22 protein-coding genes are annotated in these 24,231 nt (G+C 60.7%); 8 read left to right on the plus strand and 14 right to left on the minus strand.

What is annotated here, in order from left to right; genetic code table 11:
- Positions 1–115: 115 nt before the first annotated feature.
- Positions 116–730, minus strand: coding sequence for a hypothetical protein (locus AC07VF_RS17830; RefSeq protein ID WP_495007791.1), 615 nt, complete (start codon positions 728–730; stop codon positions 116–118).
- 218 nt (positions 731–948) lie between these two features.
- Positions 949–1,977: an alpha/beta fold hydrolase gene (locus tag AC07VF_RS17835; RefSeq protein ID WP_495007790.1), complete on the minus strand. Its 1,029-nt coding sequence runs from the start codon at positions 1,975–1,977 to the stop codon at positions 949–951.
- A 323-nt stretch (positions 1,978–2,300) separates the two neighbouring features.
- Here AC07VF_RS17835 and AC07VF_RS17840 point away from each other — a divergent pair, with 323 nt between their 5' ends.
- The gene (locus tag AC07VF_RS17840) at positions 2,301–4,040 is read left to right on the plus strand and encodes a dipeptidase (protein WP_495007789.1); all 1,740 of its coding nucleotides are present in this window, start codon (positions 2,301–2,303) and stop codon (positions 4,038–4,040) included.
- Between the two features lie 68 nt (positions 4,041–4,108).
- Here the strand turns inward: AC07VF_RS17840 and AC07VF_RS17845 are convergent, their stop codons facing one another.
- The 6 genes from AC07VF_RS17845 to galU form a co-directional block, all read right to left on the minus strand.
- Positions 4,109–4,414 (minus strand): DUF1883 domain-containing protein, encoded by a 306-nt coding sequence (locus AC07VF_RS17845; protein ID WP_282373314.1) that lies wholly within the window; start codon positions 4,412–4,414, stop codon positions 4,109–4,111.
- 227 nt (positions 4,415–4,641) lie between these two features.
- Positions 4,642–6,204, minus strand: a complete 1,563-nt coding sequence (gene ahpF / locus AC07VF_RS17850) for an alkyl hydroperoxide reductase subunit F (RefSeq protein WP_495007788.1) — start codon at positions 6,202–6,204, stop codon at positions 4,642–4,644.
- Positions 6,205–6,362: 158 nt separating this feature from the next.
- On the minus strand, positions 6,363–6,926 hold the full coding sequence (ahpC, locus tag AC07VF_RS17855) for an alkyl hydroperoxide reductase subunit C (RefSeq protein WP_065987199.1): 564 nt from the start codon (positions 6,924–6,926) through the stop codon (positions 6,363–6,365).
- 179 nt (positions 6,927–7,105) lie between these two features.
- Positions 7,106–8,818: a hybrid sensor histidine kinase/response regulator gene (locus AC07VF_RS17860; protein WP_495031060.1), complete on the minus strand. Its 1,713-nt coding sequence runs from the start codon at positions 8,816–8,818 to the stop codon at positions 7,106–7,108.
- A gap of 105 nt (positions 8,819–8,923) precedes the next feature.
- Entirely contained in the window at positions 8,924–10,279 is a 1,356-nt protein-coding gene (gorA, locus tag AC07VF_RS17865) for a glutathione-disulfide reductase (RefSeq protein WP_495007787.1), read from the minus strand.
- Between the two features lie 136 nt (positions 10,280–10,415).
- Entirely contained in the window at positions 10,416–11,258 is an 843-nt protein-coding gene (gene galU, locus AC07VF_RS17870; protein WP_192172113.1) for a UTP--glucose-1-phosphate uridylyltransferase GalU, read from the minus strand.
- 349 nt (positions 11,259–11,607) lie between these two features.
- Between galU and AC07VF_RS17875 the strand changes: the two genes are divergently transcribed.
- Together AC07VF_RS17875 and AC07VF_RS17880 are read left to right on the plus strand one after the other, a co-directional pair.
- Positions 11,608–11,793 (plus strand): hypothetical protein, encoded by a 186-nt coding sequence (locus AC07VF_RS17875; protein ID WP_346629802.1) that lies wholly within the window; start codon positions 11,608–11,610, stop codon positions 11,791–11,793.
- A 180-nt stretch (positions 11,794–11,973) separates the two neighbouring features.
- Positions 11,974–12,255 (plus strand): hypothetical protein, encoded by a 282-nt coding sequence (locus tag AC07VF_RS17880; protein ID WP_065987192.1) that lies wholly within the window; start codon positions 11,974–11,976, stop codon positions 12,253–12,255.
- A 56-nt stretch (positions 12,256–12,311) separates the two neighbouring features.
- On the opposite strand, the gene AC07VF_RS17885 is transcribed toward AC07VF_RS17880, so the two are convergent.
- Positions 12,312–12,668 (minus strand): hypothetical protein, encoded by a 357-nt coding sequence (locus tag AC07VF_RS17885; protein ID WP_122534636.1) that lies wholly within the window; start codon positions 12,666–12,668, stop codon positions 12,312–12,314.
- Positions 12,669–12,871: 203 nt separating this feature from the next.
- Here AC07VF_RS17885 and AC07VF_RS17890 point away from each other — a divergent pair, with 203 nt between their 5' ends.
- The 3 genes from AC07VF_RS17890 (at position 12,872) to alkB (ending at position 14,160) form a co-directional block, all read left to right on the plus strand.
- Entirely contained in the window at positions 12,872–13,177 is a 306-nt protein-coding gene (locus tag AC07VF_RS17890; RefSeq protein ID WP_037010615.1) for a DUF1883 domain-containing protein, read from the plus strand.
- Positions 13,178–13,273: 96 nt separating this feature from the next.
- The gene (locus AC07VF_RS17895; RefSeq protein WP_495007786.1) at positions 13,274–13,453 is read left to right on the plus strand and encodes a hypothetical protein; all 180 of its coding nucleotides are present in this window, start codon (positions 13,274–13,276) and stop codon (positions 13,451–13,453) included.
- A gap of 29 nt (positions 13,454–13,482) precedes the next feature.
- Positions 13,483–14,160, plus strand: coding sequence for a DNA oxidative demethylase AlkB (alkB, locus tag AC07VF_RS17900; RefSeq protein WP_407073221.1), 678 nt, complete (start codon positions 13,483–13,485; stop codon positions 14,158–14,160).
- Positions 14,161–14,650: 490 nt separating this feature from the next.
- On the opposite strand, the gene AC07VF_RS17905 is transcribed toward alkB, so the two are convergent.
- The 4 genes from AC07VF_RS17905 to gnd form a co-directional block, all read right to left on the minus strand.
- Entirely contained in the window at positions 14,651–16,456 is a 1,806-nt protein-coding gene (locus tag AC07VF_RS17905; RefSeq protein ID WP_495007785.1) for a glycoside hydrolase family 15 protein, read from the minus strand.
- 97 nt (positions 16,457–16,553) lie between these two features.
- Positions 16,554–17,372: an HAD family hydrolase gene (locus tag AC07VF_RS17910; protein ID WP_495007784.1), complete on the minus strand. Its 819-nt coding sequence runs from the start codon at positions 17,370–17,372 to the stop codon at positions 16,554–16,556.
- Positions 17,369–18,892 (minus strand): glucose-6-phosphate dehydrogenase, encoded by a 1,524-nt coding sequence (gene zwf / locus AC07VF_RS17915; RefSeq protein ID WP_346626305.1) that lies wholly within the window; start codon positions 18,890–18,892, stop codon positions 17,369–17,371. Before zwf ends, AC07VF_RS17910 begins: the two co-directional genes overlap by 4 nt.
- Positions 18,892–19,869: a phosphogluconate dehydrogenase (NAD(+)-dependent, decarboxylating) gene (gene gnd, locus AC07VF_RS17920; protein ID WP_192172119.1), complete on the minus strand. Its 978-nt coding sequence runs from the start codon at positions 19,867–19,869 to the stop codon at positions 18,892–18,894. Before gnd ends, zwf begins: the two co-directional genes overlap by 1 nt.
- Before the next feature lie 321 nt (positions 19,870–20,190).
- On the opposite strand from gnd, the gene AC07VF_RS17925 reads away from it, so the two are divergent.
- Positions 20,191–20,364, plus strand: coding sequence for a DUF6026 family protein (locus AC07VF_RS17925; protein ID WP_192172120.1), 174 nt, complete (start codon positions 20,191–20,193; stop codon positions 20,362–20,364).
- Positions 20,365–20,714: 350 nt separating this feature from the next.
- Positions 20,715–22,460 carry a phosphoethanolamine transferase CptA gene (locus tag AC07VF_RS17930; protein ID WP_495007783.1) on the plus strand — a complete coding sequence of 582 codons (1,746 nt, stop codon included), beginning with the start codon at positions 20,715–20,717 and terminating at the stop codon, positions 22,458–22,460.
- Between the two features lie 90 nt (positions 22,461–22,550).
- On the opposite strand, the gene AC07VF_RS17935 is transcribed toward AC07VF_RS17930, so the two are convergent.
- Positions 22,551–24,107: a TerC family protein gene (locus AC07VF_RS17935; protein ID WP_495007782.1), complete on the minus strand. Its 1,557-nt coding sequence runs from the start codon at positions 24,105–24,107 to the stop codon at positions 22,551–22,553.
- Between the last annotated feature and the right edge of the window lie 124 nt (positions 24,108–24,231).

Below are 24,231 nucleotides of genomic sequence, written 5' to 3' on the forward strand. Positions count from 1 at the left end.
CGAAGTCGGGCCCAACCGAGAGCAAGCACCCTTGGTTACTTGGGGTGCTTTTCCAAGTAACTCGCCGAAGGCGAAACGCTCTGCCGTTAGGCAGAGCACCCGAGGCGCCAACAGATCAGGCCATTTCCGCCTTTGCCATGGCGATCCTGGTCTTCACCTCCCGCTCAGCGACCTGCTGATCCGTCTTCTGCTTCTGCAGCTCAGTCACCTGCTTGTCAACCGCCGCCTGCTCTTCCGGCGTCATGGCGTCGTATTCCGCCTTGCTGACCCCCGTCAACCGCTGCCGCACCTTCTCCGCGTCGGTCTGGTTCATGTAGGACAGAAACTGATCCTTCACCGAACCCGCGCCGTCAGAACCCGCCGTGCCATCGCTGGCCGCCAGTTCATCGGAGACGGTCTTGCTGACGCTGTCAGACGACGCGACCTGCTTGTCAGCGCTGGACACAAACGCCGCAGCCGCAGCCGCCTTGTCTTCGTCCGTCACCGACGACGCCGTGTTGGCCGCCGCTGCTTTCAGGTTCACCATCATTTTGGCAAACGACTCGTCGTAGCCCTGCTTGCCGTCATTGCTGCTTTGCGCCGCGCCTTCACCATTGCTCGCAATCGCCGCCACGGGTGTGGCAGCGCCGGCCATGGCGCTGTTGTAGGCATCCGTGTCCGTCGTGGCGTAATGGGTGTGGCTTACGGCCTTCGACACGAACTGCTGGATGGCACTGTTGCCGATTAACATCTTTCACCTCCTGTTCAGGTTGTCCGATGTACCCCGACAACAGCAAAACCGATGCCATACCGCCTGATCCACCTGAAAGGCCCGCCAGCACTGGCCTACAGACCACGCGCCAGGGCGTGATGAGCCGCGTAATCGACAATGCTTGCCGTCTGCGGCAGGTTCTCGCCGCCGGCTTGCCGTACTGGGCAGTGCGCCGCTGACAACTGGAGGCCGCCGTCCTATTTAAGGAACGCCTTCACCGCCTCATTCACCTTGTCTGCTTCACACGCCGGCGCCATGTGCCCGCAATCGCTGTTGAGCACCAGCAACTGCGCGCGCTTTTGAGCGGCCAGCGCCTTGGAAGGCGCCGGGTCTACCATGCGGTCCCGTTCTGACGTGATGACTAACAGCTGCGCCTTGATCTTACCGGCCAGCGCGGCCATATCGCCCTGACGCAACAGATCAAAGGACGTCATCGCCTGCAATTGCCGGTACCAGTCGACCGTACTGAACGGCTGGCCACCTGTTGAAGCAGGAACGTTGCCGCCAGGCGCAGGCCTGTTCCCCGCCGGCTTGGCTGCAGCCCGCTCCGGTGTCCATAGATAACCGTTGTGTACCGCCGTGAGCTGCTTGAACACCGTGCCCGGCCCATAGTTGCCGTTGTTCCAGCCCGGCGCGTGTTCGATGGCGGCAAGTTCTGCATTCCATGCCTGCAGGTCGCGCTCGGTCGGGTGTGGCGTGCCGACAATGGTCACCACCTTGCTGGCGAAGTCCGGGTACATCACCGCCCACTGCAAGGCCTGCATGCCGCCCATGGAAATGCCGACGATGGCGTGGGCGTGATCGATGCCCAGGTACATGGCGAGCAAGCGATGCTGCGCCTTGACCATGTCGCGAATACCGAACTGCGGAAACTTCAGGCGCGGCGCGCTGAGGCTGTTGGACGGCGAGCAGGACACGCCATTGCCGATAGCGTCCATCGCCACCACGTACCAGCGATTGGTGTCGACCAACTTGCCAGGGCCGATCATGTCGGCCTGGTCGGACGTCCGCCCGGCGAGCCAGGTAGTCACCAACACGACGTTATTGCGATCTTCTGCCAGGGTGCCGTAGGTGCGATAACCCAAGTCGCAACGAGTGATTTTGCCGCCGGTCATGTTCAACGAGCCGATGTTCACACGCTGCTGCTCTGCCGCCTGGCAGATGCCTACACTCATCATGACCAGCAACGCACGCAGCGTCCGGTCAGCGTAATGACGCAGTTTCATGGAGTTCCTCAGTGAGATAGCCGGGCGTGGTAGCGCCTGAAAGGTTTGCGGCTACGGAAAACCATGTACATCAACACCATGCCGTCGCGCTGCGCCATCAGCGTAGACGGTTATGGCGTATGAGCGAGGCGGGTTCACGCCTATTTTTTCAGGCCATTCAATGGCCTGAGTCATTTACGGTTCTGCGCCGCTTTTCCCCTTGAAGGCGACAGATATCGCCATGAGGACTCCCCCTGCTCCACCGGCGATGGTAGCGTGCGGTGGTTTCTGATCGAATGATCAGACATTTCTCTCAACATGCCTGCCAAGGAATGCCCCACCCAATGGACTTTTCACTCAAAAAACTCGCCGCCGCCACTTTGATGTTCGCCGGCGTCTCCGCCATTGCACCGGCTGCCTTTGCCAACCTCACCGCGCAACAAAGCAGCACGATTGTCGGCAGTCTCAAAGAAAACGCGGTCACGGATTTCCGCCAATTCCTCAAGACGATCAGCACCACCGACGTCGTCAAGGCTGCCGGCATCGAGCCGGCGATCAACGCCTTCCTCGCCAATAAAAAGCTGTCCGGCGATGAGCAGAACGATATCCATCGCCTGCTGGGGATTTATGCGCGGGTGAAATACGGCAGCGCCGCCACCGAAACCCTGCGCGAGCTGGTCGCCATTCCTACGTTCCAGACTGAAGGCGTCGCACAGCACGACAACCCGGCGTTCATCAAGATGGCCGAGAAAATCAAAACCCTCGCGCAGTCGTTCAACCTGACCTTCCGCAACATCGACAACCGCGTGTATGAAATCTCCCTTGAGGGCGCGGGCCCTGAAGTGGTCGGCATTCACGCCCACGCCGACGTCGTGCCGGTCACATTGGACAACTGGGTGCTGGCCGATGGCACTCGTCTGGATCCGTTCAAAATCACCCTGATCGGCGACCGCATGTATGGCCGCGGCACCGAGGACGACAAGAACGGCATCGTCGTCGCGCTCTACGCCATGAAGGTGATCAAGGAAGAAAAGCTGCCCCTGGCGCGCAACTTCAAGCTGCTGATCGACACCACCGAAGAAACCTCCGGCGATGCCATTCCCTACTATTTCGAACGCAACCCGACGCCGGCCTACAACCTGGCGCTCGACGGCAGCTACCCGGTGGTCATCGCGGAAAAGGGCTACGGCACGGTCATGGCCAGCTTCGCCCGTCGCACCGCCGAAGGCACTGGCGCGGAAATCACTTCGATGACCGGCGGCATGGCCACTAACCAGATCCCGTCAAAATCGGTCGTCACGCTGGTGAGCGATCAACCCGCTGAACTCGCGGCCGAGTTGCAGAAAGCCGGCGCCGAGTACGCCCAGCGCAACGGCGGCAACTTCAAGGTCGACGCGGAAGTCGCCGGCAAGGACGTCAAGCTGACCGTCACCGGCGTGTCGGCGCATTCTTCCGAGCCAGAATCGGGGGTCAACCCGGTGGCGCGGATGCTCGATTTCATCAACGGCCTGGACGGTAAGGTCGCGCTCAAGCACAACGCGATCACCGACGCCGCGCGCTACGCCGCTGACAACTGGGGCCTGGACTACTTGGGCGCCAAACTGGGCGTCGGCTTCAGTGATGAGTTCATGGGCCCGCTGACGGCCTCGCTGACTTACGTGGCGATGGACGAAAAGGCCTTCAAGCTGGCGGTCAATCTGCGCGTGCCAAGGGGCAAATCACCGGAAGCGCTGAAGGCGGAAATCGCACGGAAGCTGACCGCCTGGACCCAGCAGCGCCATATCACGCCGGGCTTCAATTACTCGATCGCCGAGCCGATGTACCGCAATCCCGAGGGCGAGTGGGTCAAGGCGCTGCTGGCCGTGGCCACCGAGAACCTGGGCATGGAGCACAAGTTCGGCACTTCCGCCGGCGCCACGTCCGTGCATGAGCTGCCCAACGGAGTGCAGTTCGGTCTGGCTAAACCCGACGTCAAATACACCGGTCACACCGACGCCGAGTTCAAGACCACCGAGCAGTTCCTGCTGGACTTGCAGATCGTCACCGAGATGATGGGCCGCATCGGTCAGCTGCCGAAACTCTGACCCGCTGCCCCAGGCCCGCTGCAATGGCGGGCCTGATTCGCGCCGCTGAATGCGCAGTCATCAGCCACTCAGTTTTGAAGCTTTGAGCCTGTCCGGCGCACGATTTTGATCGAGTGTTTGAGGTTGGGCTTGCGCGTCACGCTGATCGCCCGTTGGGTGACCGTGTCCAGGGTGATGTTCCAGAAGCCGGTGCTGGGCACGACGATCTTCGCCGGAAAGCGGTCGAAGGCGCCGCCGTGATAAGTGTGGCGACCGCCGTTCTTGAAGCTGCGGAAGTTGGCGTCACTCATGAGGCGGATATTGCAGGCGTTCGAGGACTCGATCACCACGATGTCGCCTTCATTCAGGTGTTCGCGTTGGTGGATGAATTTCACGAGGATCTCAAGGCAGTGATGAAAACGGGCGCGAGAATATCACGCAGGCCCGGCTCCACAAGGCGGGGTCGCCTAAATGACAGCACAAAAAAAACCTCATGATCGCTCATGAGGTTTTGCTTTTAGTGGGACCGGCTTTAGCCGGGAAGAGGCTAGTCTGTACGCCATCATTTTGCAGTGTGGCAACCGAAGTCTTCCCGGCTGAAGCCGATCCCACTAATAAACCATCACGCCGGGGCGCTGGTGCGGATCAGGTGGTCGAAGGCGCTGAGGGAGGCTTTTGCGCCCTCGCCGACCGCGATCACGATCTGCTTGTACGGCACGGTGGTCACGTCGCCGGCAGCGAAAATGCCCGGAATGGACGTCTCACCGCGTTGGTCGATGATGATCTCGCCCCGTGGCGACAGCTCGACGGTGCCCTTGAGCCATTCAGTGTTCGGCAGCAGGCCGATTTGCACGAAGATGCCTTCCAGCTCAACGGTGATTTCCTCACCCGTGAGGCGGTTCTTGTAGCGCAGGCCGTTGACTTTCTGGCCGTCACCGGTGACTTCGCTGGTCAGCGCGCTGGTCAGGACCGTCACGTTGGGCAGGCTGTGCAGCTTGCGTTGCAGCACCGCATCGGCGCGCAAGTTGGCGTCGAATTCCAGCAGGGTCACGTGGGACACGATACCGGCCAGGTCGATGGCCGCTTCGACGCCGGAGTTGCCGCCGCCAATCACCGCGACGCGCTTGCCTTTGAACAGCGGACCGTCACAGTGCGGGCAGTACGCCACGCCCTTGTTGCGGTATTGCTGCTCGCCCGGGACGTTCATTTCACGCCAGCGTGCGCCGGTCGCCAGAATCACGGTCTTGCCTTTCAGCACGCCGCCGCTGGCGAACTTGACCTGATGCAGCTCGCCATTCTTGCCCGGAATCAACTGCTCGCCGCGCTGCAGGTTGATGACGTCCACTTCGTACTGCTTGACGTGCTCTTCGAGGGCGACCACCAGCTTCGGCCCTTCGGTGTGCTGCATCGAGATGAAGTTCTCGATCGCCATGGTGTCCAGCACCTGGCCACCGAAACGCTCGGCTGCCACGGCGGTGCGGATGCCTTTACGGGCAGCGTAGATCGCAGCGGCGGAACCGGCCGGGCCACCCCCGACGACCAGAACGTCGAAGGCTTCTTTAGCGTTCAGCTTCTCGGCCTGACGATCACCGGCGCTGGTGTCGATCTTCGCCAGAATCTCTTCCAGGTTCATGCGGCCCTGGCCGAACAGTTCGCCGTTCAGGTAGATGCTTGGCACCGACATGATCTGGCGGTCGGTGACTTCTTGCTGGAACAGGCTGCCTTCGATGGCGACGTGCTGCACGTTGGGGTTGAGCACGGCCAGCAGGTTCAGTGCCTGAACCACGTCCGGGCAGTTCTGGCAGGTCAGCGAGAAGTAGGTTTCAAACTTGAAATCACCGGTCAGGCTACGGGCCTGCTCGATGGTTTCCTCGGAGGATTTGGACGGGTAACCGCCGACTTGCAGCAGTGCCAGCACCAGCGAGGTGAATTCGTGGCCCATTGGCAGACCGGCGAAGCGCAGCTTGATGTCCTGGCCTGGGCTGTTCAGGGCGAAGGACGGCGTGCGGGCATCGCTGCCATTGGTGTCCAGGGTGATCTTGTCGGAGCTGCTGACGATGTCATTGAGCAGGGCCAGCATTTCCTGGGATTTTGCGCCGTCATCAAGGGACGCAATGATCTCGATCGGGCGAGTGATCCGCTCCAGGTAAGATTTCAGCTGAGCTTTAAGATTGGCGTCCAACATGGTTCGGCTTCCTTCTTTACTTTCAGGGTCCGGATCCGCTTCGGAATCCAGCGAGCTCTACAAAAAAAACGCCCGAGCGATAACCGCCCGGGCGTTTTTTGGGGGCGATGCGGTTTACGTGCCTACGGGCTCATCGCCCCCGATCCGGTCATGACGACTTAGATCTTGCCAACCAGGTCCAGGGACGGTGCCAGAGTGGCCTCGCCTTCTTTCCACTTGGCTGGGCAGACTTCGCCCGGGTGAGCAGCGACGTACTGAGCCGCCTTGATTTTGCGCAGCAGCTCGGAAGCGTCACGGCCAACACCGCCGTCGTTCAGTTCGACGATTTTGATTTCGCCTTCCGGGTTGATCACGAACGTACCGCGGTCAGCCAGACCTGCTTCTTCGATCAGGACGTCGAAGTTGCGGGAGATTTTCAGGGTTGGGTCACCGATCATGGTGTACTGGATTTTGCCGATGGCTGGCGAAGTGTTGTGCCAGGCAGCGTGAGCAAAGTGAGTGTCGGTGGAAACGCTGTAGATTTCGACGCCCAGTTTCTGGAACTCGGCGTAGTTGTCCGCCAGGTCTTCCAGCTCGGTTGGGCAAACGAAGGTGAAGTCAGCCGGGTAGAAGAACACCACAGACCATTTGCCTTTCAGGTCGGCGTCCGACACTTCTACGAAGTTGCCGTTCTTGAAAGCAGTTGCCGTGAACGGTTTGACTTGGCTGTTGATGATAGGCATCAGTGAATCTCCTGAGGGTTGTGGAAATGGGTGTTACAAATTCGATGGGGAGGATACTACGCAAAATCGTCGGCAAGAACTCATTGGCAAAGCTCATGCTAACGATTGGTTTTGACTATAAGGATGCTTTATTAATAGAAGACGTTGTTGATGGACGGTCGGGGCCGGGGAAGGCGCGTTCAGTCTGACTCGATCAGGCTTCGCACGCGCACCGCAAGTTCGTCGATGCTGAAGGGTTTGGTGAGCAGATCCATGCCATCGTCGAGAAAGTCGCCACGCACCTCAGCCTCTCGCGCATAGCCGGTCATGAACAGAACCTTCAGCCCGGGGCGATGCTGACGGGCCACCTCCGCCAGTTGACGACCATTCACGCCCGGCAGTCCGACGTCCGTCACCAGCAGATCGACCGGATCGCTGCCCTGCAGGACCGGGAGCGCCTCATGGCTGTCGCAGGCCACGATCACCCGGTAACCCAGCTCCTTCAGCACATCCACCACCAGCATGCGCACATCGGGCTCGTCTTCGACCACCAGCACGCGCTCGCCCTGACTGGCGCGAGGCGGCTCGATGCTGGGGTTCACGACGGGCGCACACTCGACGGCAGCCTCATGACAGGGAAGCAGCAAATCGATCCGCGTGCCGCGCCCTTCTTCGCTGGAAATACTGACCCGGCCGCCGGTCTGGTTGATGAAGCCGTAGACCATCGACAGGCCCAGCCCGGTGCCCTGTCCGATCGGCTTGGTGGTGAAGAACGGATCGAAGGCCCGAGCGATGACTTCGCTGGACATGCCCATTCCGGTGTCCTGCACGCGAAGGCGCACGTAGTCGCCCGGCGCCAGCGCATCCTGCAGCAGGGCGATGTGGGTCAGCTCGGTCTGAATCAGCAGCCGCCCGCCATCGGGCATCGCGTCGCGGGCGTTGATGACCAGATTGAGCAGCGCGTTTTCCAGCTGGTGCTCATCGGTGTTGGTCAGGCACGAGGTCCCGTGCAGATCGACTTCCAGCTCGATGCTTTCGCCGATGGTGCGGCGCAGTAACTCTTCCATCGACGCCACCATGTGATTAACGTCCACGGGGCACTGATTGAGCGACTGGCGACGGGCGAACGCAAGCAGGCGATGGGTGAGTGACGCGGCGCGGTTGGCCGAGCCCATGGCAGCCTCGATGTAACGATCGATCTCCGACACGCGCCCTGCGGCCACCCGCCGCTGAATCAGGTCCAGCGCGCCAAGCACGCCGGTCAGCATGTTGTTGAAATCGTGGGCGATGCCGCCAGTGAGCTGGCCGATGGCGTCCATCTTCTGCGCGTGGCGCAGGGCCTCTTCGGCCTGGGCGCGCTCGCTGATTTCGATCTGCAGGCGCTCATTGCTCTCGGCCAGTTCACGGGTACGCGCGGCAACGCGCTGCTCAAGACTCTCGTTCAGCTCACGCAGCGCATCTTCGGCACTGACTTGCGCAGTGATGTCCGTGCTGGTGCTCAGCCAGTGGGTGATGCTGCCGCGGTCGTCGCGGATCGGCAACGCACGGGACAGGAACCAGCGGTACTGGCCGTCTTTGCCACGCAGCGGGAAGGTGTCTTCCCACAATGAACCGGTCGCGAAACAGCGCTGCAGGCGCGACTCGACGCGCTGGCCATGGTCAGGGTGATGCAACGATCGCCAGCCCAACGCCATCATCGCCTCGTACGAGGTGCCGGTGTAACTGTACCAGCGCTCGTTGTACCAATGGATGCGCCCGGCCGGATCGGCGATCCAGGCCAACTGACTCATGTTGTCGGCGAGGCTGCGAAACTGCCGCTCACTTTCCTCAAGCGTTTCGGTTCTGGAAAGCGCCTGGTCGTCAGGTCCTGCTGGATTCAAGGGCATGGCTGCCGAAAAACTCGTGCTGGTCAAAGAGTGGGTCCGTCCCTAAAAACAATGGCTCGTCCAGCTCCCTCCATGGAGGCCGGACCGTTCGCATGTGCCGCGCGTCGTTCAATCACGCGCGCGGCGCACGCCTTAACGCGTCGGTGTGCGCATGGTGACGAATTCCTCCGCCGCCGTAGGATGCACGCCAATGGTGTCGTCGAAAATCTGTTTGGTAGCGCCGGCCTTGAGCGCGATCGCCAGGCTCTGGATGATCTCGCCCGCGTCCGGGCCGACCATGTGGCAACCCAGAACGCGATCGGTTTTGGCGTCGACCACCAGCTTCATCAGGGTACGCTCCTGGTTGTCGGTCAGCGACAGCTTCATCGGCCGGAACTTGCTTTCGAATACCTGCACCTCATAGCCGTCCTTCATGGCTTCGGCCTCGGTGAGACCGACCGTGCCGATGTTCGGCAAGCTGAACACGGCAGTGGGAATGTGGCGGTAGTCCACGGGGCGGTACTGCTCGGGCTTGAACAGGCGCCGCGCGACGGCCATGCCTTCGGCCAGGGCCACCGGCGTCAACTGCACCCGACCGATGATATCGCCGACGGCGATGATCGATGGCTCGGTGGTCTGATAGTCACCGTTGACCTTGATGAAGCCTTTCTCATCCAGCTCGACGTTGACGGTGTCCATGCCCAGGTTATCGAGCATCGGACGGCGGCCGGTGGCGTAGAAGACGCAGTCGGTGTTGAACGAGGTGCCGTCGTTCAGGCTCAGTTGCAAGGTGCCGTCGGCCAGCTTTTCGATGCTGTTGATTTCGGTCTTGAAGCGGATGTCCATCTCGCGCTTGGCGAGTTCTTCGTGCAGATGGGTGCGCAAGCTTTCGTCGAACCCGCGCAGGAACAATTCGCCGCGGTACATCAGCGAGACGTCAGCGCCCAGGCCGTTGAAGATCGAAGCGAACTCGACTGCGATGTAGCCGCCGCCCACCACGACGACGCGCTTGGGCATCTGTTCGAGAAAGAACACTTCGTTGGAGGTGATGGCGTGCTCACGGCCCGGAATGTCCGGCACCTGCGGCCAGCCACCGGTGGCGATCATGATGTGCTCGGCCGTGTGAACCTGGCCGTTGATTTCGACTTCGTGGGGGCCGCGCAGGCGCGCATGGCCTTCCATCAGTGTCACGCCGCTGCTGTCCAGCAGCTTGCGGTAGACGCCATTGAGGCGGCTGATTTCACGGTTCTTGTTGGCGATCAGGGTGGGCCAGTCGAAATGCGCCTCGCCACTGCTCCAGCCGTAGCCTTTCGCCTGTTCGAAGTCTTCGGAATAGTGCGCGCCGTAGACCATCAGTTTTTTCGGCACGCAACCAACGTTGACGCAGGTGCCCCCCAGATAACGGCTCTCGGCCACGGCCACGCGCGCGCCGAAACCGGCGGAAAACCGCGCTGCGCGGACGCCGGCCGAGCCCGCGCCAATTACAAAAAGGTCAAAGTCGTAGCTCATGTGTCTCTCCCAAGCGATGCGCTAGCATAACCGCTTGAGCGCGCTCGGCAAGTTCCGCAGGACAGAAACGACAAAGCCACCCGAAGGTGGCTTTGTCTGACAGCACAGCTAGACGCTGACTACCGATACAGATGCATCACTGAGTCGATTTGCCGGTCTTGTAGAAGTGCTCGAAGCAGAAGTTGGTCGCTTCCACGTAGCCTTCGGCACCGCCGCAGTCAAAACGCTTGCCTTTGAATTTGTACGCCAGGACGTTGCCCTCGGCGGCCTGCTTCATCAGGGCGTCGGTGATCTGGATTTCGCCGCCTTTGCCTGGCTCGGTGTTTTCGATCTTTTCGAAAATGTCCGGGGTCAGGATGTAGCGACCGATGATGGCGAGGTTGGACGGAGCAACATCCGGTGCCGGCTTCTCGACCATGTCAGTGACGCGGAACAGGCCTGGCTTGATTTCTTCGCCAGCAATCACGCCGTACTTGTTGGTCTCGTTCGGGTCAACTTCCTGAATCGCCACGATCGAGCACTTGTACTGCTGGTGCAGCTTGACCATCTGCGCCAGAACGCCGTCACCTTCCAGGTTGACACACAGGTCATCCGCCAACACCACGGCGAATGCCTCGTTACCGATCAGCGGACGACCGCTCAGAATCGCGTGACCCAGACCTTTCATTTCGGTCTGACGAGTGTAGGAAAAGCTGCACTCGTCGATCAGTCTGCGGATGCCGACGAGGTACTTTTCCTTGTCGGTGCCCTTGATCTGGTGCTCAAGCTCGTAGCTGATATCGAAGTGGTCTTCCAGCGCGCGCTTGCCGCGGCCGGTGACAATGGAGATTTCAGTCAAACCCGCAGCAAGTGCTTCTTCCACGCCGTACTGGATCAGTGGCTTGTTGACAACGGCCAGCATCTCTTTGGGCATGGCCTTGGTCGCTGGCAAGAAGCGAGTGCCGTAACCGGCTGCAGGGAACAAGCATTTCTTGATCATATAAATCCTTGATGAGCTGGGGGTGTTGCGGCGCAGTCTAATGAGGCGGCGATAACCTTACAATGCCGCTACTGGCCGTTCGCTGCCTAGGTAGAGGAACGCTGACGCAGATAGTTCCGCAGATCGTTCCACCAATAGCTCAGCAACCAGCTCATTCGCCACGCTTCACCCACTGATTATTGGGATTCCATGCTGTCCTTCGTACGAGGGCATCCAGCACCGCGTAACCGCCGTTCGGTGACCTTCGCAAGCGTAGCCCTGTTCGCCATCGCGCGTGGGAAATTGTGCGATTGCCCTTTGGCATTTGCCGATTATCATGGGCGCCTGAATTACTAATCGAGACGAGTCGATGCCTGAAGTCAAAAGCGTGAACGGTTACCAGATCAAAAAGCTCCAGGACGGCCAGTGGTGGCTGGTCGGCCACGACGGTGAAGCCGTGGCAGGCCCGTTCTCCAGCGAGAGCAGTGCCATCGAAGTCGCCGCCGTGTTCGAAGACACGCCAGCCCCGCGTCGTCGAGCTGACAAGAAGGACTGATCAGGCGGCCCGGCCCGCTCCGCAATGGAGTGCGGCCGAGGCCTCTCCTTCGCAGATTCGGCCACGGATATCGCCGAGCAAGTCCTGCAAAAAATCTACGGTGATGCCGGAACGATGGCACCGCCTCTCAGTCTCAGACTAGCAATTCCCACACCGGCCCTCATCGCGAAGCATTCCACCATGATCAAGATCTTATCCGTCATTGCTGTACTGGCCCTGACAGGCTGCGCGACTGCGCAGAACACTTACCTCAAAGACGGCAAGCAGGCGTTGAGCATCGACTGCTCCGGCGAAGCCATGTCCTGGGCCGCCTGCTACGAAAAGGCTGACGCTTCCTGTGCGGGCACCGGCTACAACATCGTCAGCACCAACGGCACGCCGCAACCCAAGGAAGACGACAAGACCCTGGGTGTCGATGTCGGCAACTATAAAAACCGCACAGTGCTGGTGGTCTGCAAATAACGTCTCGACCGTCTAACCGTTGAACCGCGTCACCCTTGATTCGCCCCGCAATCGCGTCACTCGCCCGAGATACAGGCCGTCACGGCGTGCTGCACGTCCTTGGGCCGCAGGGGGTTGTTCGACAGGCGTTCGAACAGCTTGATCGAGCTGCCGCTGGAGCGGGTCTCGATGTCGACGATGGCAGCAGGGTCACTGGTCAGCAACTTCTGTGGAACGATGATGCGCAGGCCCTCTTTGTGCGGCTCGATTTGCGGCGGCTTGCGGCTGTCAGAGATGCGTCCGACAAAGCACGCGGCATAATCCTTCGGCGACTTGCCGGACATGACGCTCATGGTCGCCGGGGTGTGTTCGATGTCCGTAACTGTGGCGCAACCGGTCATCGCCAGGGCCAGAATAACAACCGCCAATTTCATACAATCCCTCCAGTAAAGGTGCTTACGACAAGCCCGACCCGGATTAAATCCCGCGCGTGTGCTTTTTTAACTGCCAGCCTGGCGGTCAGCCTTGCGTCGATTCAAGCGAGTCCACGATCAATAAAACCCGCCGGGAAGATCAATGCCCAGGCTCGTCGTGCTATGGTTTCGGGTTTTCGAGAACGCTGTCTCCGGAGACACCCATGAAATTCGTACACCAGCGCGAGCACCTCAACGAAGACGACATGGTCGTCATCGAATGCTCCCAGCTTTGCAACATACGCCTGATGAGTGATGCCAACTTCCGCAGCTTCAAAAACGGCGGTCGTCACACTTACCACGGCGGCGCGTTTGACCGTTTCCCCGCCAAAATCGCGGTGCCCAGCACCGGCTTCTGGAACATCACCATTGACACCGCCGGCCGCAAGCTCGACAGCCATGGCGGGCGCAAGACTGCCTTCACCCATTCGATCAAAATCGTTCGCCGCTCGTCCTCGCGTCTGAGCTGATGCGCCATTGAGCCAAAGCGCCATTGAACACCGGCTGGCGTGAAATCTTTGTATTTTTTTTGCGAACATCCGGTCAGTTTTTTCCAGGAGTAAAATGTGAGCACCGCTGCCCCCGTCGTCAAATACGCAATCAGCTACAAGCTCAACGGCGAGCGTCGTTTCGAGTTTGCCCTGTTGCAGTCGCCCTCCGCCGATGAGGCCCTGGCCGCCCTGCAGAAGATGCACGGCGACAGCACCGATGTCATCAGCGATGTGAAGGTCAGCAAAGCGCTGTAGCCGAAATCTGAACGGGGAAGCCCATGGTGATGCAGCGCACAGGGACGACGCCGGCGACGTTTGATCTGTTCGCGGAGGACACGCCGCAACCGCCTTCACATGAGCAGATCGGGCCGGCGTCGTTTGTGTTTCGTGGCTTCGCTTTGCCTTTCATCGAGTCATTGCTGCCTGCGCTGGAGTCGGTGCTGACCCAGGCGCCGTTCCGCCATATGGTCACGCCCGGTGGTTACACGATGTCGGTGGCGTTGAGCAGTTGCGGGGACTTCGGCTGGACCACTGACCGAAGTGGCTATAAATATTCTCCCATCGATCCGCTCACGGGTGAGCCATGGCCAGCGATGCCTGGGGTTTTCATGGAGTTGGCGGTGGCGGCGGCTTCGGCTGCCGGGTTTGCGGGGTTTGTGCCGGATGCGTGTCTGATCAATCGTTACATCCCGGGAGCCAAGATGTCGCTTCATCAGGATAAGGATGAGCGCGGCTTGGAGTGGCCGGTGGTGTCGGTTTCGCTGGGCTTGCCGGCGATGTTTTTGTTTGGCGGGCTTGGGCGCAGTGATCCGACTCAGCGGGTGCCGTTGTTTCATGGGGATGTGGTGGTGTGGGGCGGGGTTGATCGGCTGCGCTTTCATGGGGTGTTGCCGATTCGGCAGGCGGAGCATCCGCAGTTGGGGGAGCAGCGGATTAATTTTACGTTTCGCAAGGCGCGGTGATCATCGGGGCTGCTTTTGAGGATCAAGAGCGTCTGCCTGGGGGCAGACTGTTTCGCCTTCGGCGACTTACTTTTGAAAAGCACCAAAAGTAAGCAAAAGTGCCTGCTCTCGGTTGGGCCCTTCGTTCCTCAGGGTTCCTTCACTCCGGTCCCGCTCCGTGGGCCCGCGCCGAACGGGCATCCATGCCCTGACGGCGCTCTCGCCGCATCCATGCGGCTCGGCCCACTGCGCGAGACCTGCGTTCAGCCTGCACCCAAGTCGCGATTGGCGGTGTCTGGACCTTCTGTGTATGAAGATCAAAATCAACAGCAAAAGCTTCCCGGCTGAAGCCGGTCCCACAGAGTGCGCCGCCAATCTCAATGACTGCATGCGCTGCTTTTTAGTGGGACCGGCTTTAGCCGGGAAGAGGCCCCTGTGAGCGCTATCAATCTCTCAGCGTAACGCAAAACCTGTCCCACCCATCACCGACATCGGCTAATGCCCTGCCCCACTAGGACCGAGTGGCCGCGCGGCTTTTTACGGGGCAGATGACGCGGTGAAGGTTCAGGGCGGTGTTGATGATGCCGATGTGGCTGAAGGCTTGGGGGAAGTTGCCGAGCATGCGGTTTTGCTGGGGGTCGTATTGTTCGGCGAGGAGGCCGACGTCGTTGCACAGGCCACACAGGCGTTCGAAGAGGATTTGGGCCTCGTCGTCGCGGCCTTGCAGCACGTAGACGTCGGCAAGCCAGAACGAACACACCAGGAAGGTCCCTTCGCTGCCCGACACGCCATCGGTGCTGCGTTCGCTGTCGTAGCGCAGCAGCAGGCCGTCTTTCATCAGCGACTGTTCAATCCGTGTGACGGTGCCGGTGACGCGGGGGTCGTCGACCGGGAGGAAGCCGGTGAGCGCGATCTGCAGGAGACTGGCGTCCATTTCCTGGCCGCCGTAGGTCTGCACGAAGCTGCCCAATTCTGCGTCGAAGCCGTGGGCGCAGACGTCGGCGTGGATCTGATCGGCGACCTCACGATAATGCCGACCCCGCTCGCGGTCTTGCGGGTTATCGCTCTTGGCCAACACCCCGGCATTGCGGTCGAATGACACCCACGCCATGACTTTGGAATGGGTGAAATGCCGAGGTGCCGAGCGGATTTCCCAGATGCCGGCGTCCGGTTGATGCCAGACTTTTTCCAGAAACGGCATGATCACTTTCTGGATGTCCGTGCTGCGCGGCAGCGCCGGCAGGCCGTTTTTAAGGGCTTGGGTCATGGCGTCGGCGACTTCGCCGTACACATCCAGCTGCACCTGACTGGCCGCACCATTGCCGACCCGCACGGGACGCGAATGCTCGTAGCCGGCCAGCCACGGCAACTCATACTCCAGCAAGCGCCGCTCCCCCGCCAGGCCGTACATGATCTGCACCTGTTCCGGGTTGCCCGCGATCGAGCGCAGCAGCCAGTTGCGCCACGCGGTCGCTTCTTCGAAGTAGCCCAGGTTCATGAACGCCAGCAGGGTCATGGTCGCGTCGCGCAGCCAGCAGAAGCGGTAATCCCAGTTGCGCTCGCCGCCCAGTTGCTCCGGCAACGAGGTGGTTACCGCCGCGACGATCCCGCCGGTCGGCGCATAGGTCATGGCCTTGAGGGTGATCAGCGAACGCTTGACCTGATCCGTCCAGGGGCCGACATCCGGGCAGCGGCCGGAAAAATCACGCCAGAAGGTTTCGGTCTGCTGCAGCGCCGATTCCACGTCGAACCCTGCACGCACCGGCTCGTGGGAGACCTGCCAGGACAGCGCGAAGCCCAGCCGCTGACCGGCTTCAACGCTGAACAGGCTCTCGGTGTGATGGTCCATCGGGTGCAGTTCGGCGGGCGTGCGCAGCACCAGCATGTCCGGGCCGGCAACGGCGGTCATGGTGTGCGGATCGCGCTTCTCCACCCACGGCACGGTGCTGCCATAGTCAAAGCGGATCGCCAGATCCATGGAAAAATCCACGCGCCCTTCTACGCCAACGACGATGCGCACCACGCTGCTGTCGATCTCCATGGGCATGAAGTCGATGAGCAGCGCCTGTCCGGTGTCGGTGGTGAAGAGGGTTTCGAGAATCAGGGTGCCGTCACGGTAGCTGCGGCGGGATCGGGCGCTGCCGTCGACCGGCGCCAGCTTCCAGCGCCCGTTGTTGCTGTCGCCCAGCAACGCGGCGAAACAGGCCGGCGCATCGAAGCGCGGGAAACACAGCCAGTCCAGCGACCCGTCGCGGGCCACCAGCGCTGCGGTCCGGCAGTTGCCGAGCAGCGCGTAATCTTCGATCAATACAGCCATCGGGCGGTTATCCCTCTTGGTGAGCACTTTATTCTTGTTGTGCGCCGGCCCCTTGAGTAGCGGTACCCATGAGTGGCAGCGCAACCGCCGCCCCGAATCAACGGGGCAGGATATAACGCTCGATGGCCTTCGCCAGCCCGTCATCGGCATTGCTGTCGGTGACGTAGTTGGCCTGGGTCTTGACGCCCACCTCGGCCTGCCCCATCGCAATCGACAGCCCGGCGCGAAGGAACATCGCCACATCGTTGCCCGCGTCGCCGATCGCCGCGGTGTGGGCCAGCGGCACGCCCAACGCATCGGCCAGCGTCTCAAGGGCAGTGCCCTTGTTGGCGTCCAGCGCGGTGACGTCCAGGTAGTAGGATTGTGAACGCGCTGCCAGCGCAGAATCGGCAATCAGCGGGTTGAGCGTGGCCTCCAGGCGCTTGAGCAGCTCGAAGTCCTTGCTCGCCGCGACGATCTTGTCGATGCGGTCCAGGTACTCGTCGAAGCTGTCGACCTGAACGAAGTCGTAGCCCAGCGTGTTGCGCTCGTGGTCGACGTAATCCCCTTCGGGATTGAGCAGCAGCCACTGGTCATCGGCAAAGACCCAGACCGCCACCGCCTCGCTGGCGAACAACTCCAGACTGGTGCGGGCCGCCGCGGCATCAATGCGGTGGGCCTTCAACAAACTGCCGTCCGGGTTGATGATGTTGGCGCCGTTGAACGCCACGGTCGGCAGCGTGATGCCCAGGGCTTCGATCTGCTGACGCATGGCCCGCGGCGGGCGGCTGCTGGCGACCGAGAAATAAATCCCGGCCTCCTGCAATTTACGCACGGCATCGATGTTGGCCTGGCTCAGGCTGTGATCGGGGTGCAGCAGCGTGCCGTCGATGTCGGACAGCATGAACTGGATGAGGGGCTGCGAAACGTCACTCATCCCAAGCGCTGCCATGTGCGGCCGTCACGGGCCAGCAACTCATCGGCCTCCGAGGGCCCGTCCTCGCCTGCGTGGTAAAGGTCCACTTGCGGATCCTTGGCCCAGGCATCAATGAACGGTTGCACGGCACGCCAGCCGTTCTCGATGTTGTCGGCGCGCTGGAACAGGGTCTGGTCGCCGGTCAGGCAATCGTAGATCAGGGTTTCGTACCCGGTCGACGGCTGCATCTCGAAGAAGTCCTTGTAGGCAAAACCCAGCTCGATGGTCTGCATGTCCAGGGTCGGGCCGGGCTTCTTGGCCTGCAGATCAAACCACATGCCTTCGTCAGGCTGGATCTGGATTTTCAGGAAATTCGGCGCGACGCTGTCGACATCGGTATCACGGAACTGCGCATACGGCGCTGGCTTGAAGCAGATGGCGATCTCGGTGTCGCGCACGCTCATGCGCTTGCCGGTGCGCAGGTAGAACGGCACGCCCATCCAGCGCCAGTTGTCGATCATCACCTTGAGGGCGACGTAGGTTTCGGTGTTGCTCTCGGGATCGACACGGTCTTCCTGGCGGTAGCCGGTGACGGCCTTGCCATCGATGCTGCTCTCCGAATACTGACCGCGCACCGAGTTGGCCAGCGCTTCCATTTCCGACCAGGGCCGAATCGCACCGACCACCTTGGCCTTCTCGCCGCGCACGGCATCGGCGCCAAACGCAGCGGGCGGTTCCATTGCCACCATCGCCAGCAGTTGGAACAGGTGATTGGGCACCATGTCCCGAAGGGCGCCGGTGGTCTCGTAAAAACTGCCACGGGTCTCGACGCCCACGGTTTCGGCCGCAGTGATCTGCACGTGGTCGATGTAGTGGTTGTTCCAGAACGACTCGAACAGACCGTTGGAGAAACGGCTGACCAGAATGTTCTGCACCGTTTCCTTGCCCAGGTAATGGTCGATCCGGTAGATCTGCTTCTCGCTCATGACCTTCAGCAAGCAGTTGTTCAATGCCACAGCGCTGGGCAGGTCGTGGCCGAACGGCTTCTCGATCACCACGCGACGGAAGCTCTCGTCATCTTCGACCATCAGCCCGGAAGAGCCCAGACGCTGGGTCACTTCACTGAAGAAACGCGGCGCGGTCGCCAGGTAGAACACGGCGTTGCGGGTGCCCGTGCTCTTGATCTTCGCGTCGATGTCCGCGTACGTGGAATCGTCGAGAAAATCGCCGGTGATGTACGTGATGCGCTTCGACAGGCTGCCCCACAGCGCCGGATCCAGAGGCTCTTCGCCGCCCTGAGCGACCTTGCTGGCCGCCTCCTGACGAATGAAATCCTCGAGCTTCTTGGCGAAATCGGCATCGCTGACGGTGTTGTGGTCAACGCCGACAATGTGCAGGTCCTCCCCCACCAACCCGTCGCGAAACAGGTTGTAGAGGGCCGGCATCAACAGCCGTTTGACCAGGTCACCATGGGCGCCGAAGAGGAACAGCGTGGTCGCCGGAGCGACCGGAGCATTCTGCTTGCTGCGGGATAAACCCATTATTTTGGTTCCTTATGACCACCAAATCCGAAACGCATGGCGGACAGCATTTTGTCGCCGTACGTGCTTTGTTGACGGGAGCGGAAGCGAGCGAACAGCGAAGTGGACAGCACCGGAACCGGCACCGCCTGCTCCATGGCCGCTTCGATGGTCCAGCGGCCTTCACCGCTGTCGGCGACGGAGCCGGAATAGGCGTTGAGCTGTGGGTCGGTGGCCAGAGCGTCGGCGGTCAGGTCCAGCAGCCAGGAGGAGACCACGCTGCCGCGACGCCAGACTTCGGCGATGTCGCCCAGGTTCAGGTCAAAGCGCTGCTCGACAGGGAGGTTTTCCGAGTTCTTGGTCTTGAGGATGTCGAAGCCTTCGGCGAAGGCCTGCATCATGCCGTACTCGATGCCGTTGTGAATCATCTTGACGAAGTGGCCTGCGCCCGGCGGGCCGGCGTGGATGTAACCGTGCTCGGCGCGGGGATCAGCGTCTTTGGAACGGTCCTTGGTGCGCGGGATGTCGCCAATGCCTGGGGCCAGGGTCTTGAAGATCGGGTCGAGGCGAGTCACGACGTCGGTTTCACCGCCGATCATCATGCAATAGCCACGTTCCAGACCCCAGACGCCGCCGGAGGTGCCCACGTCTACGTAGTGCAGGTTTTTGTCTTTCAGCGCCACGGAGCGACGTACGTCGTCCTTATAGAAGGTGTTGCCGCCGTCGATGATCACGTCGTCGGCATCGAGCAGGTCGGCCAGCTCGTTGATGGTGTCTTCGGTTGGAGCGCCAGCAGGCAACATCACCCAGACGGCTCGCGGTTTTTCCAGGGCAGCGACCAGTGAGGCGAGGTCTGTTGCCGGGGTCGAGCCTTCTGCGGCGAGCACGGTGCGAGACTTCTCATCGCGATCATAGACCACGGTGGTGTGGCCATTGAGCATCAGTCGACGTGCGATGTTGCCGCCCATGCGGCCTAGTCCAACAATCCCGAGTTGCATGTAGAGGTGCTCCTTAATCAAATTCAGAGGTGCCTCAGTTTATAGCCCAGTGCCGCATAGTGGGTTAGTCCGGGGAGGCAAACTATGGTTTCCCGGTGAAAAATGTTTCATGTGCATCGGCACAGAGGTCTGCAAGACTGCCCTATGACGCTGGTTTTCGCGATCAAGAAACGTTCGCGACAATCATAAATAAAAAAGTTCCTTTTTTACGCAAAAGAAATCAGAATTCCGGCCGATAGAGGTAGTGAGCAGGATTTGCCAGGTAGCAGACGTCCTTGCTTGAACCTTATGAAGTTGAACCCGCCATTTGCGAGGTGTGCAATGGGCACAGTACTGACAGCCAACGCTCCACAGACCCTTTACGTCACAATCCGTCGTGACGAGCTGCGCCAGCTCAGGGAAGAACGCGCCGTATTGCAGAACAAAGTCGCCCAGCTGACTTCGATGCTGCAACACGCCCAGCTCATCGGCAACGGCACCGCCCTGCACGCCTGATTCACGACTCCCCGCACCACACACTCCAAGGCAAGCCCGATCTGCAGGCTTGCCGGCGCAGTGTTCAATCCCCCCTCCGCCGTACCTCGGCAGCGCCTTGCATTGCCGCACACTTGACACGGTTTTCGACCCTCCGTCGGACCCGACACACGCCGTTACGTTCCCCGCCCTGCTCTAGCCTCCGCGCCTTTAGCCGATTTTGGCGATTTCGCAACACCCTCCTGACAAAATTTTCACCCCGCTGAAAACATAATCCCGACCCTCAACACATTGATTGCTGGCCATATGCTGGCACTTGAATTCATTCGGGCGGTGTTTGGTCGCCTGAACGGTCTATAGCGGAGCGCTTGATGACAACGATGAAACGGAGCACTACGACTCCGAAAGGGTTCGACTGGGCGGGAGTGATCTGGCTGTTCGTGTTTTTCTGGTACTTCTCCGGCATCACGCAACTGCTTATCCAACTGACCGGCATCACCGGTTTTGCCGGCTTCCGTCAGGCGTTCGTGATCAGCGGCATCTGGCTCGCGCCCATGCTGATGTTCCCGCAAAAGACCCGCATCATGGCTGCGGTCATCGGCATGATTCTATGGGCCTGCTCCATGGCGAGCCTGGGTTACTTCTTCATTTACCAGCAGGAGTTTTCCCAGAGCGTCATCTTCATCATGTTCGAATCGAACATCTCTGAAGCCGGCGAGTACATGACCCAATACTTCGCGTGGTGGATCGTGCTGGCGTTCATCGCCCACACCGCGTTCGCGATCTTCCTGTGGACACGCCTGCGTCCGGTGTACATGCCACGCGCTCGAGCCTACGCCGTTGCGGCAGCGCTGTTGATCGGCATCATCGGTTACCCGCTGGCCAAACAGTTGGCCCGCCACGACGACACCGCCTCGGCCCTCGAAGCCTTCGAGTCGCGCGTCGAGCCAGCGGTGCCATGGCAGATGATCGTTGCCTATCACCGTTACACCCAGCAACTGGATGGCATGCAGGACATGCTGACCAGCAGCAGCAACATTGCGCCGCTGAAAAACCTCAAGGACCAGCAGGCCAATCTGCCCACCACCCTGGTGCTGGTGATCGGCGAGTCGACCAACCGCGGGCGCATGCACCTTTATGGATACCCGCGCCAGACCACCCCGAACCTGGACGCCATGAAGGACCAGCTGCAGGTGTTCAATAACGTCATCACGCCTCGGCCTTACACCATCGAGGCGCTGCAGCAGGTATTGACCTTCGCCGATGAGGAAAACCCGGACCTTTACCTGAAGACGCCGTCGATCGTCAGCGTGATGAAACAGGCGGGCTACAAGACGTTCTGGATCACCAACCAGCAGACGATGACCAAGCGCAACACGATGCTGACCACCTTTTCCGAACAGGCTGACGAACAGGTCTACCTGAATAACAACCGCAACCAGAACGCTCGCCAGTACGACGGCGACGTGATCGCGCCTTTTACCAAAGCGCTGACCGATGCCGCGCCGCGCAAACTGATCGTGGTGCACCTGCTCGGTACCCACATGGCCTATCAGTACCGCTTCCCGGAGGAGTTCGCGAAATTCAGCGGACGTGACGGCGTACCGGCGGACATCGATGACAGCAAGCTGGAGTTCTACAACAGCTACGACAACGCCGTGCTCTACAACGATTTCGTGGTGTCCAGCCTGATCAAGGAATATGGCAAGGCCGACCCGAACGGCTTCCTGCTGTACCTGTCGGACCACGGCGAAGACGTTTATGACTCGCCAGGCCGCAACACCCTGGGCCGCAACGAGAACAAGCCGACCATACCGATGTACACCGTGCCGTTCATTGCCTACGCCTCGCCGAAGTGGAAGCAGACCCATGACTGGAATTTCGAGAGCATCCACGACCGCCCCTACACCAGTTCGAACCTGATCCACACCTGGGCGCAACTGGCAGGCCTGAGCTTTGATGAGCTCGATACCACCAAAAGCCTGGTCAGCCTGGACTTCAAGGCGCGCCCACGCATGATCGGCGATCCCTATGCGCCGAAGGGGCTGAGTGATTTTGCCCACATGGAAAAGGCCGCCAGCCAGCCCGGCACCATGCCCGAAGTGGTGCAAAAGTAAAAAAGGCGAAGTGACGTTCGCTGCAAACGAAAAGGCCTGCGCAATGCAGGCCTTTTTTTGTTCGTCGGCATGGGTGTGCTTCAACCAGGGTTAGGGAGCCGGTGTTTGACGCAGCAGCACGCGGGTCACCCGCCGTTCCTGCACTTGCACGACCTTCAGGTGCCAACCCTCCCACTGCAATTCGTCGCCAATCACCGGCAAACGATCCAGCAGGCTCACCACCAGTCCCGCCAGGGTCTGATAATCACTCGTTGCCCGCGCCTTGAAGCCGATGCGTTCGCGCAGATGGCTGAGGTTCATGGCGGCATTGACCAGCACGCCCCCGCCTTCCTCGACCAGGTCCGGGCCCTCGATTTCACTGGCGTCCGGCAGCTCGCCGGCGATGGATTCGAGGATGTCGGTCATGGTCAGGATACCGGCGAAATCGCCGAATTCGTTGATCACGAAGGCGATGTGGGTGGACTGCGCGCGCATCTGTTCCAGGGCGTTGAGGATCGAGAAGCTGTCCAGCAGATTGAGCGTCGGCCGGGCGAGGTGTTCGATGTTCGGCTCGGTACCGGACAGCCAGGCGTTGAGCATTTCCTTCTTGTGCACGAAGCCCAGCGGCTCGTCGATGCGGCCCCCGCGGATCAGCGGCAGCCGCGAGTACGACGAGTTGACCAGTCGCTGGCGAATGCCTTCCGGCGTGTCATCCAGATCGATCACGTCGACGTCGTTGCGCACCGTCATCACACCGCGAATGGGCCGCTGGGCCAATTGCAGCACGCCGCTGATCATCACCCGCTCGCGGCGGTCGAACACCACTTCGTCGCTGTCGCCATCGAGCATGTCGGCGATCTCCTCACCAAGCTCCTCGGCGCTCGGCCTGCGGCCACCCAGCAGGCGCAACACGGCATGGGCGGTGCGCTCGCGGCGTGGCAAGTCACCTTTTACGCTGCGTTTGCGGCGGGCACGGGCGATCTGGTTGAACACCTCGATAAGGATCGAAAAACCGATGGCTGCGTACAGATAGCCTTTGGGGATATGGAAACCCAGGCCGTCGGCGGTCAGGCTGAAACCGATCATCATCAAAAAGCCCAGGCACAGCATGATCACCGTCGGATGGGCGTTGACGAACGCGGTCAGCGGCTTGCTGGCGATGATCATGATGCCGATCGAGAACACCACGGCGATCATCATGATCGACAGCTCATCGACCATGCCCACGGCGGTGATCACGGCGTCCAGGGAGAACACCGCGTCGAGCACGACGATCTGCGCGACGATCGGCCAGAACAGCGCGTAGGTTGTGCTGCCCGCCCGCTGGGCAACGTGGCCTTCGAGGCGCTCGTGCAATTCCATGGTCGCCTTGAACAGCAGGAACACGCCGCCGAATAGCATGATCAGGTCGCGACCGGAGAAGCTCTTGCCGAAGACCTCGAACAGCGGCTCGGTCAGCGTCACCATCCACGAAATGCTCGCGAGCAGGCCCAGGCGCATGATCAACGCCAGCGACAGGCCCAGGACTCGCGCACGGTCGCGCTGCTCGGGTGGCAGCTTGTCGGCGAGGATGGCAATGAAAACGAGGTTGTCGATGCCGAGCACCAGCTCAAGCACGATCAGGGTCAACAGGCCAAGCCAGGCCGTGGGATCAGCAATCCATTCCATGGGTCAGCGCCCCTTCTCGATCAATGGCACAGACACGAAAAGGCCCGACGTGCCGGAAGGCAGGTCGAGCCAGACAGAAATCTTGTTTAAGCGGGATAAAGCGACGTGAACGCCTGCGACCCTG

It is taken from the genome of Pseudomonas sp. GW821-FHT02H06 (genome assembly GCF_059421525.1).

Coding starts and splice junctions, on each gene's coding strand:
- AC07VF_RS17830 (WP_495007791.1), bottom strand. CDS start 730: ATGTTAATCGGCAACAGTGCCATCCAGCAGTTCGTGTCGAAGGCCGTA.
- AC07VF_RS17835 (WP_495007790.1), bottom strand. CDS start 1,977: ATGAAACTGCGTCATTACGCTGACCGGACGCTGCGTGCGTTGCTGGTC.
- AC07VF_RS17840 (WP_495007789.1), top strand. CDS start 2,301: ATGGACTTTTCACTCAAAAAACTCGCCGCCGCCACTTTGATGTTCGCC.
- ahpF (WP_495007788.1), bottom strand. CDS start 6,204: ATGTTGGACGCCAATCTTAAAGCTCAGCTGAAATCTTACCTGGAGCGG.
- ahpC (WP_065987199.1), bottom strand. CDS start 6,926: ATGCCTATCATCAACAGCCAAGTCAAACCGTTCACGGCAACTGCTTTC.
- gorA (WP_495007787.1), bottom strand. CDS start 10,279: ATGAGCTACGACTTTGACCTTTTTGTAATTGGCGCGGGCTCGGCCGGC.
- galU (WP_192172113.1), bottom strand. CDS start 11,258: ATGATCAAGAAATGCTTGTTCCCTGCAGCCGGTTACGGCACTCGCTTC.
- AC07VF_RS17875 (WP_346629802.1), top strand. CDS start 11,608: ATGCCTGAAGTCAAAAGCGTGAACGGTTACCAGATCAAAAAGCTCCAG.
- AC07VF_RS17880 (WP_065987192.1), top strand. CDS start 11,974: ATGATCAAGATCTTATCCGTCATTGCTGTACTGGCCCTGACAGGCTGC.
- AC07VF_RS17885 (WP_122534636.1), bottom strand. CDS start 12,668: ATGAAATTGGCGGTTGTTATTCTGGCCCTGGCGATGACCGGTTGCGCC.
- AC07VF_RS17890 (WP_037010615.1), top strand. CDS start 12,872: ATGAAATTCGTACACCAGCGCGAGCACCTCAACGAAGACGACATGGTC.
- alkB (WP_407073221.1), top strand. CDS start 13,483: ATGCAGCGCACAGGGACGACGCCGGCGACGTTTGATCTGTTCGCGGAG.
- AC07VF_RS17905 (WP_495007785.1), bottom strand. CDS start 16,456: ATGGCTGTATTGATCGAAGATTACGCGCTGCTCGGCAACTGCCGGACC.
- AC07VF_RS17910 (WP_495007784.1), bottom strand. CDS start 17,372: ATGAGTGACGTTTCGCAGCCCCTCATCCAGTTCATGCTGTCCGACATC.
- zwf (WP_346626305.1), bottom strand. CDS start 18,892: ATGGGTTTATCCCGCAGCAAGCAGAATGCTCCGGTCGCTCCGGCGACC.
- gnd (WP_192172119.1), bottom strand. CDS start 19,869: ATGCAACTCGGGATTGTTGGACTAGGCCGCATGGGCGGCAACATCGCA.
- AC07VF_RS17925 (WP_192172120.1), top strand. CDS start 20,191: ATGGGCACAGTACTGACAGCCAACGCTCCACAGACCCTTTACGTCACA.
- AC07VF_RS17930 (WP_495007783.1), top strand. CDS start 20,715: ATGACAACGATGAAACGGAGCACTACGACTCCGAAAGGGTTCGACTGG.
- AC07VF_RS17935 (WP_495007782.1), bottom strand. CDS start 24,107: ATGGAATGGATTGCTGATCCCACGGCCTGGCTTGGCCTGTTGACCCTG.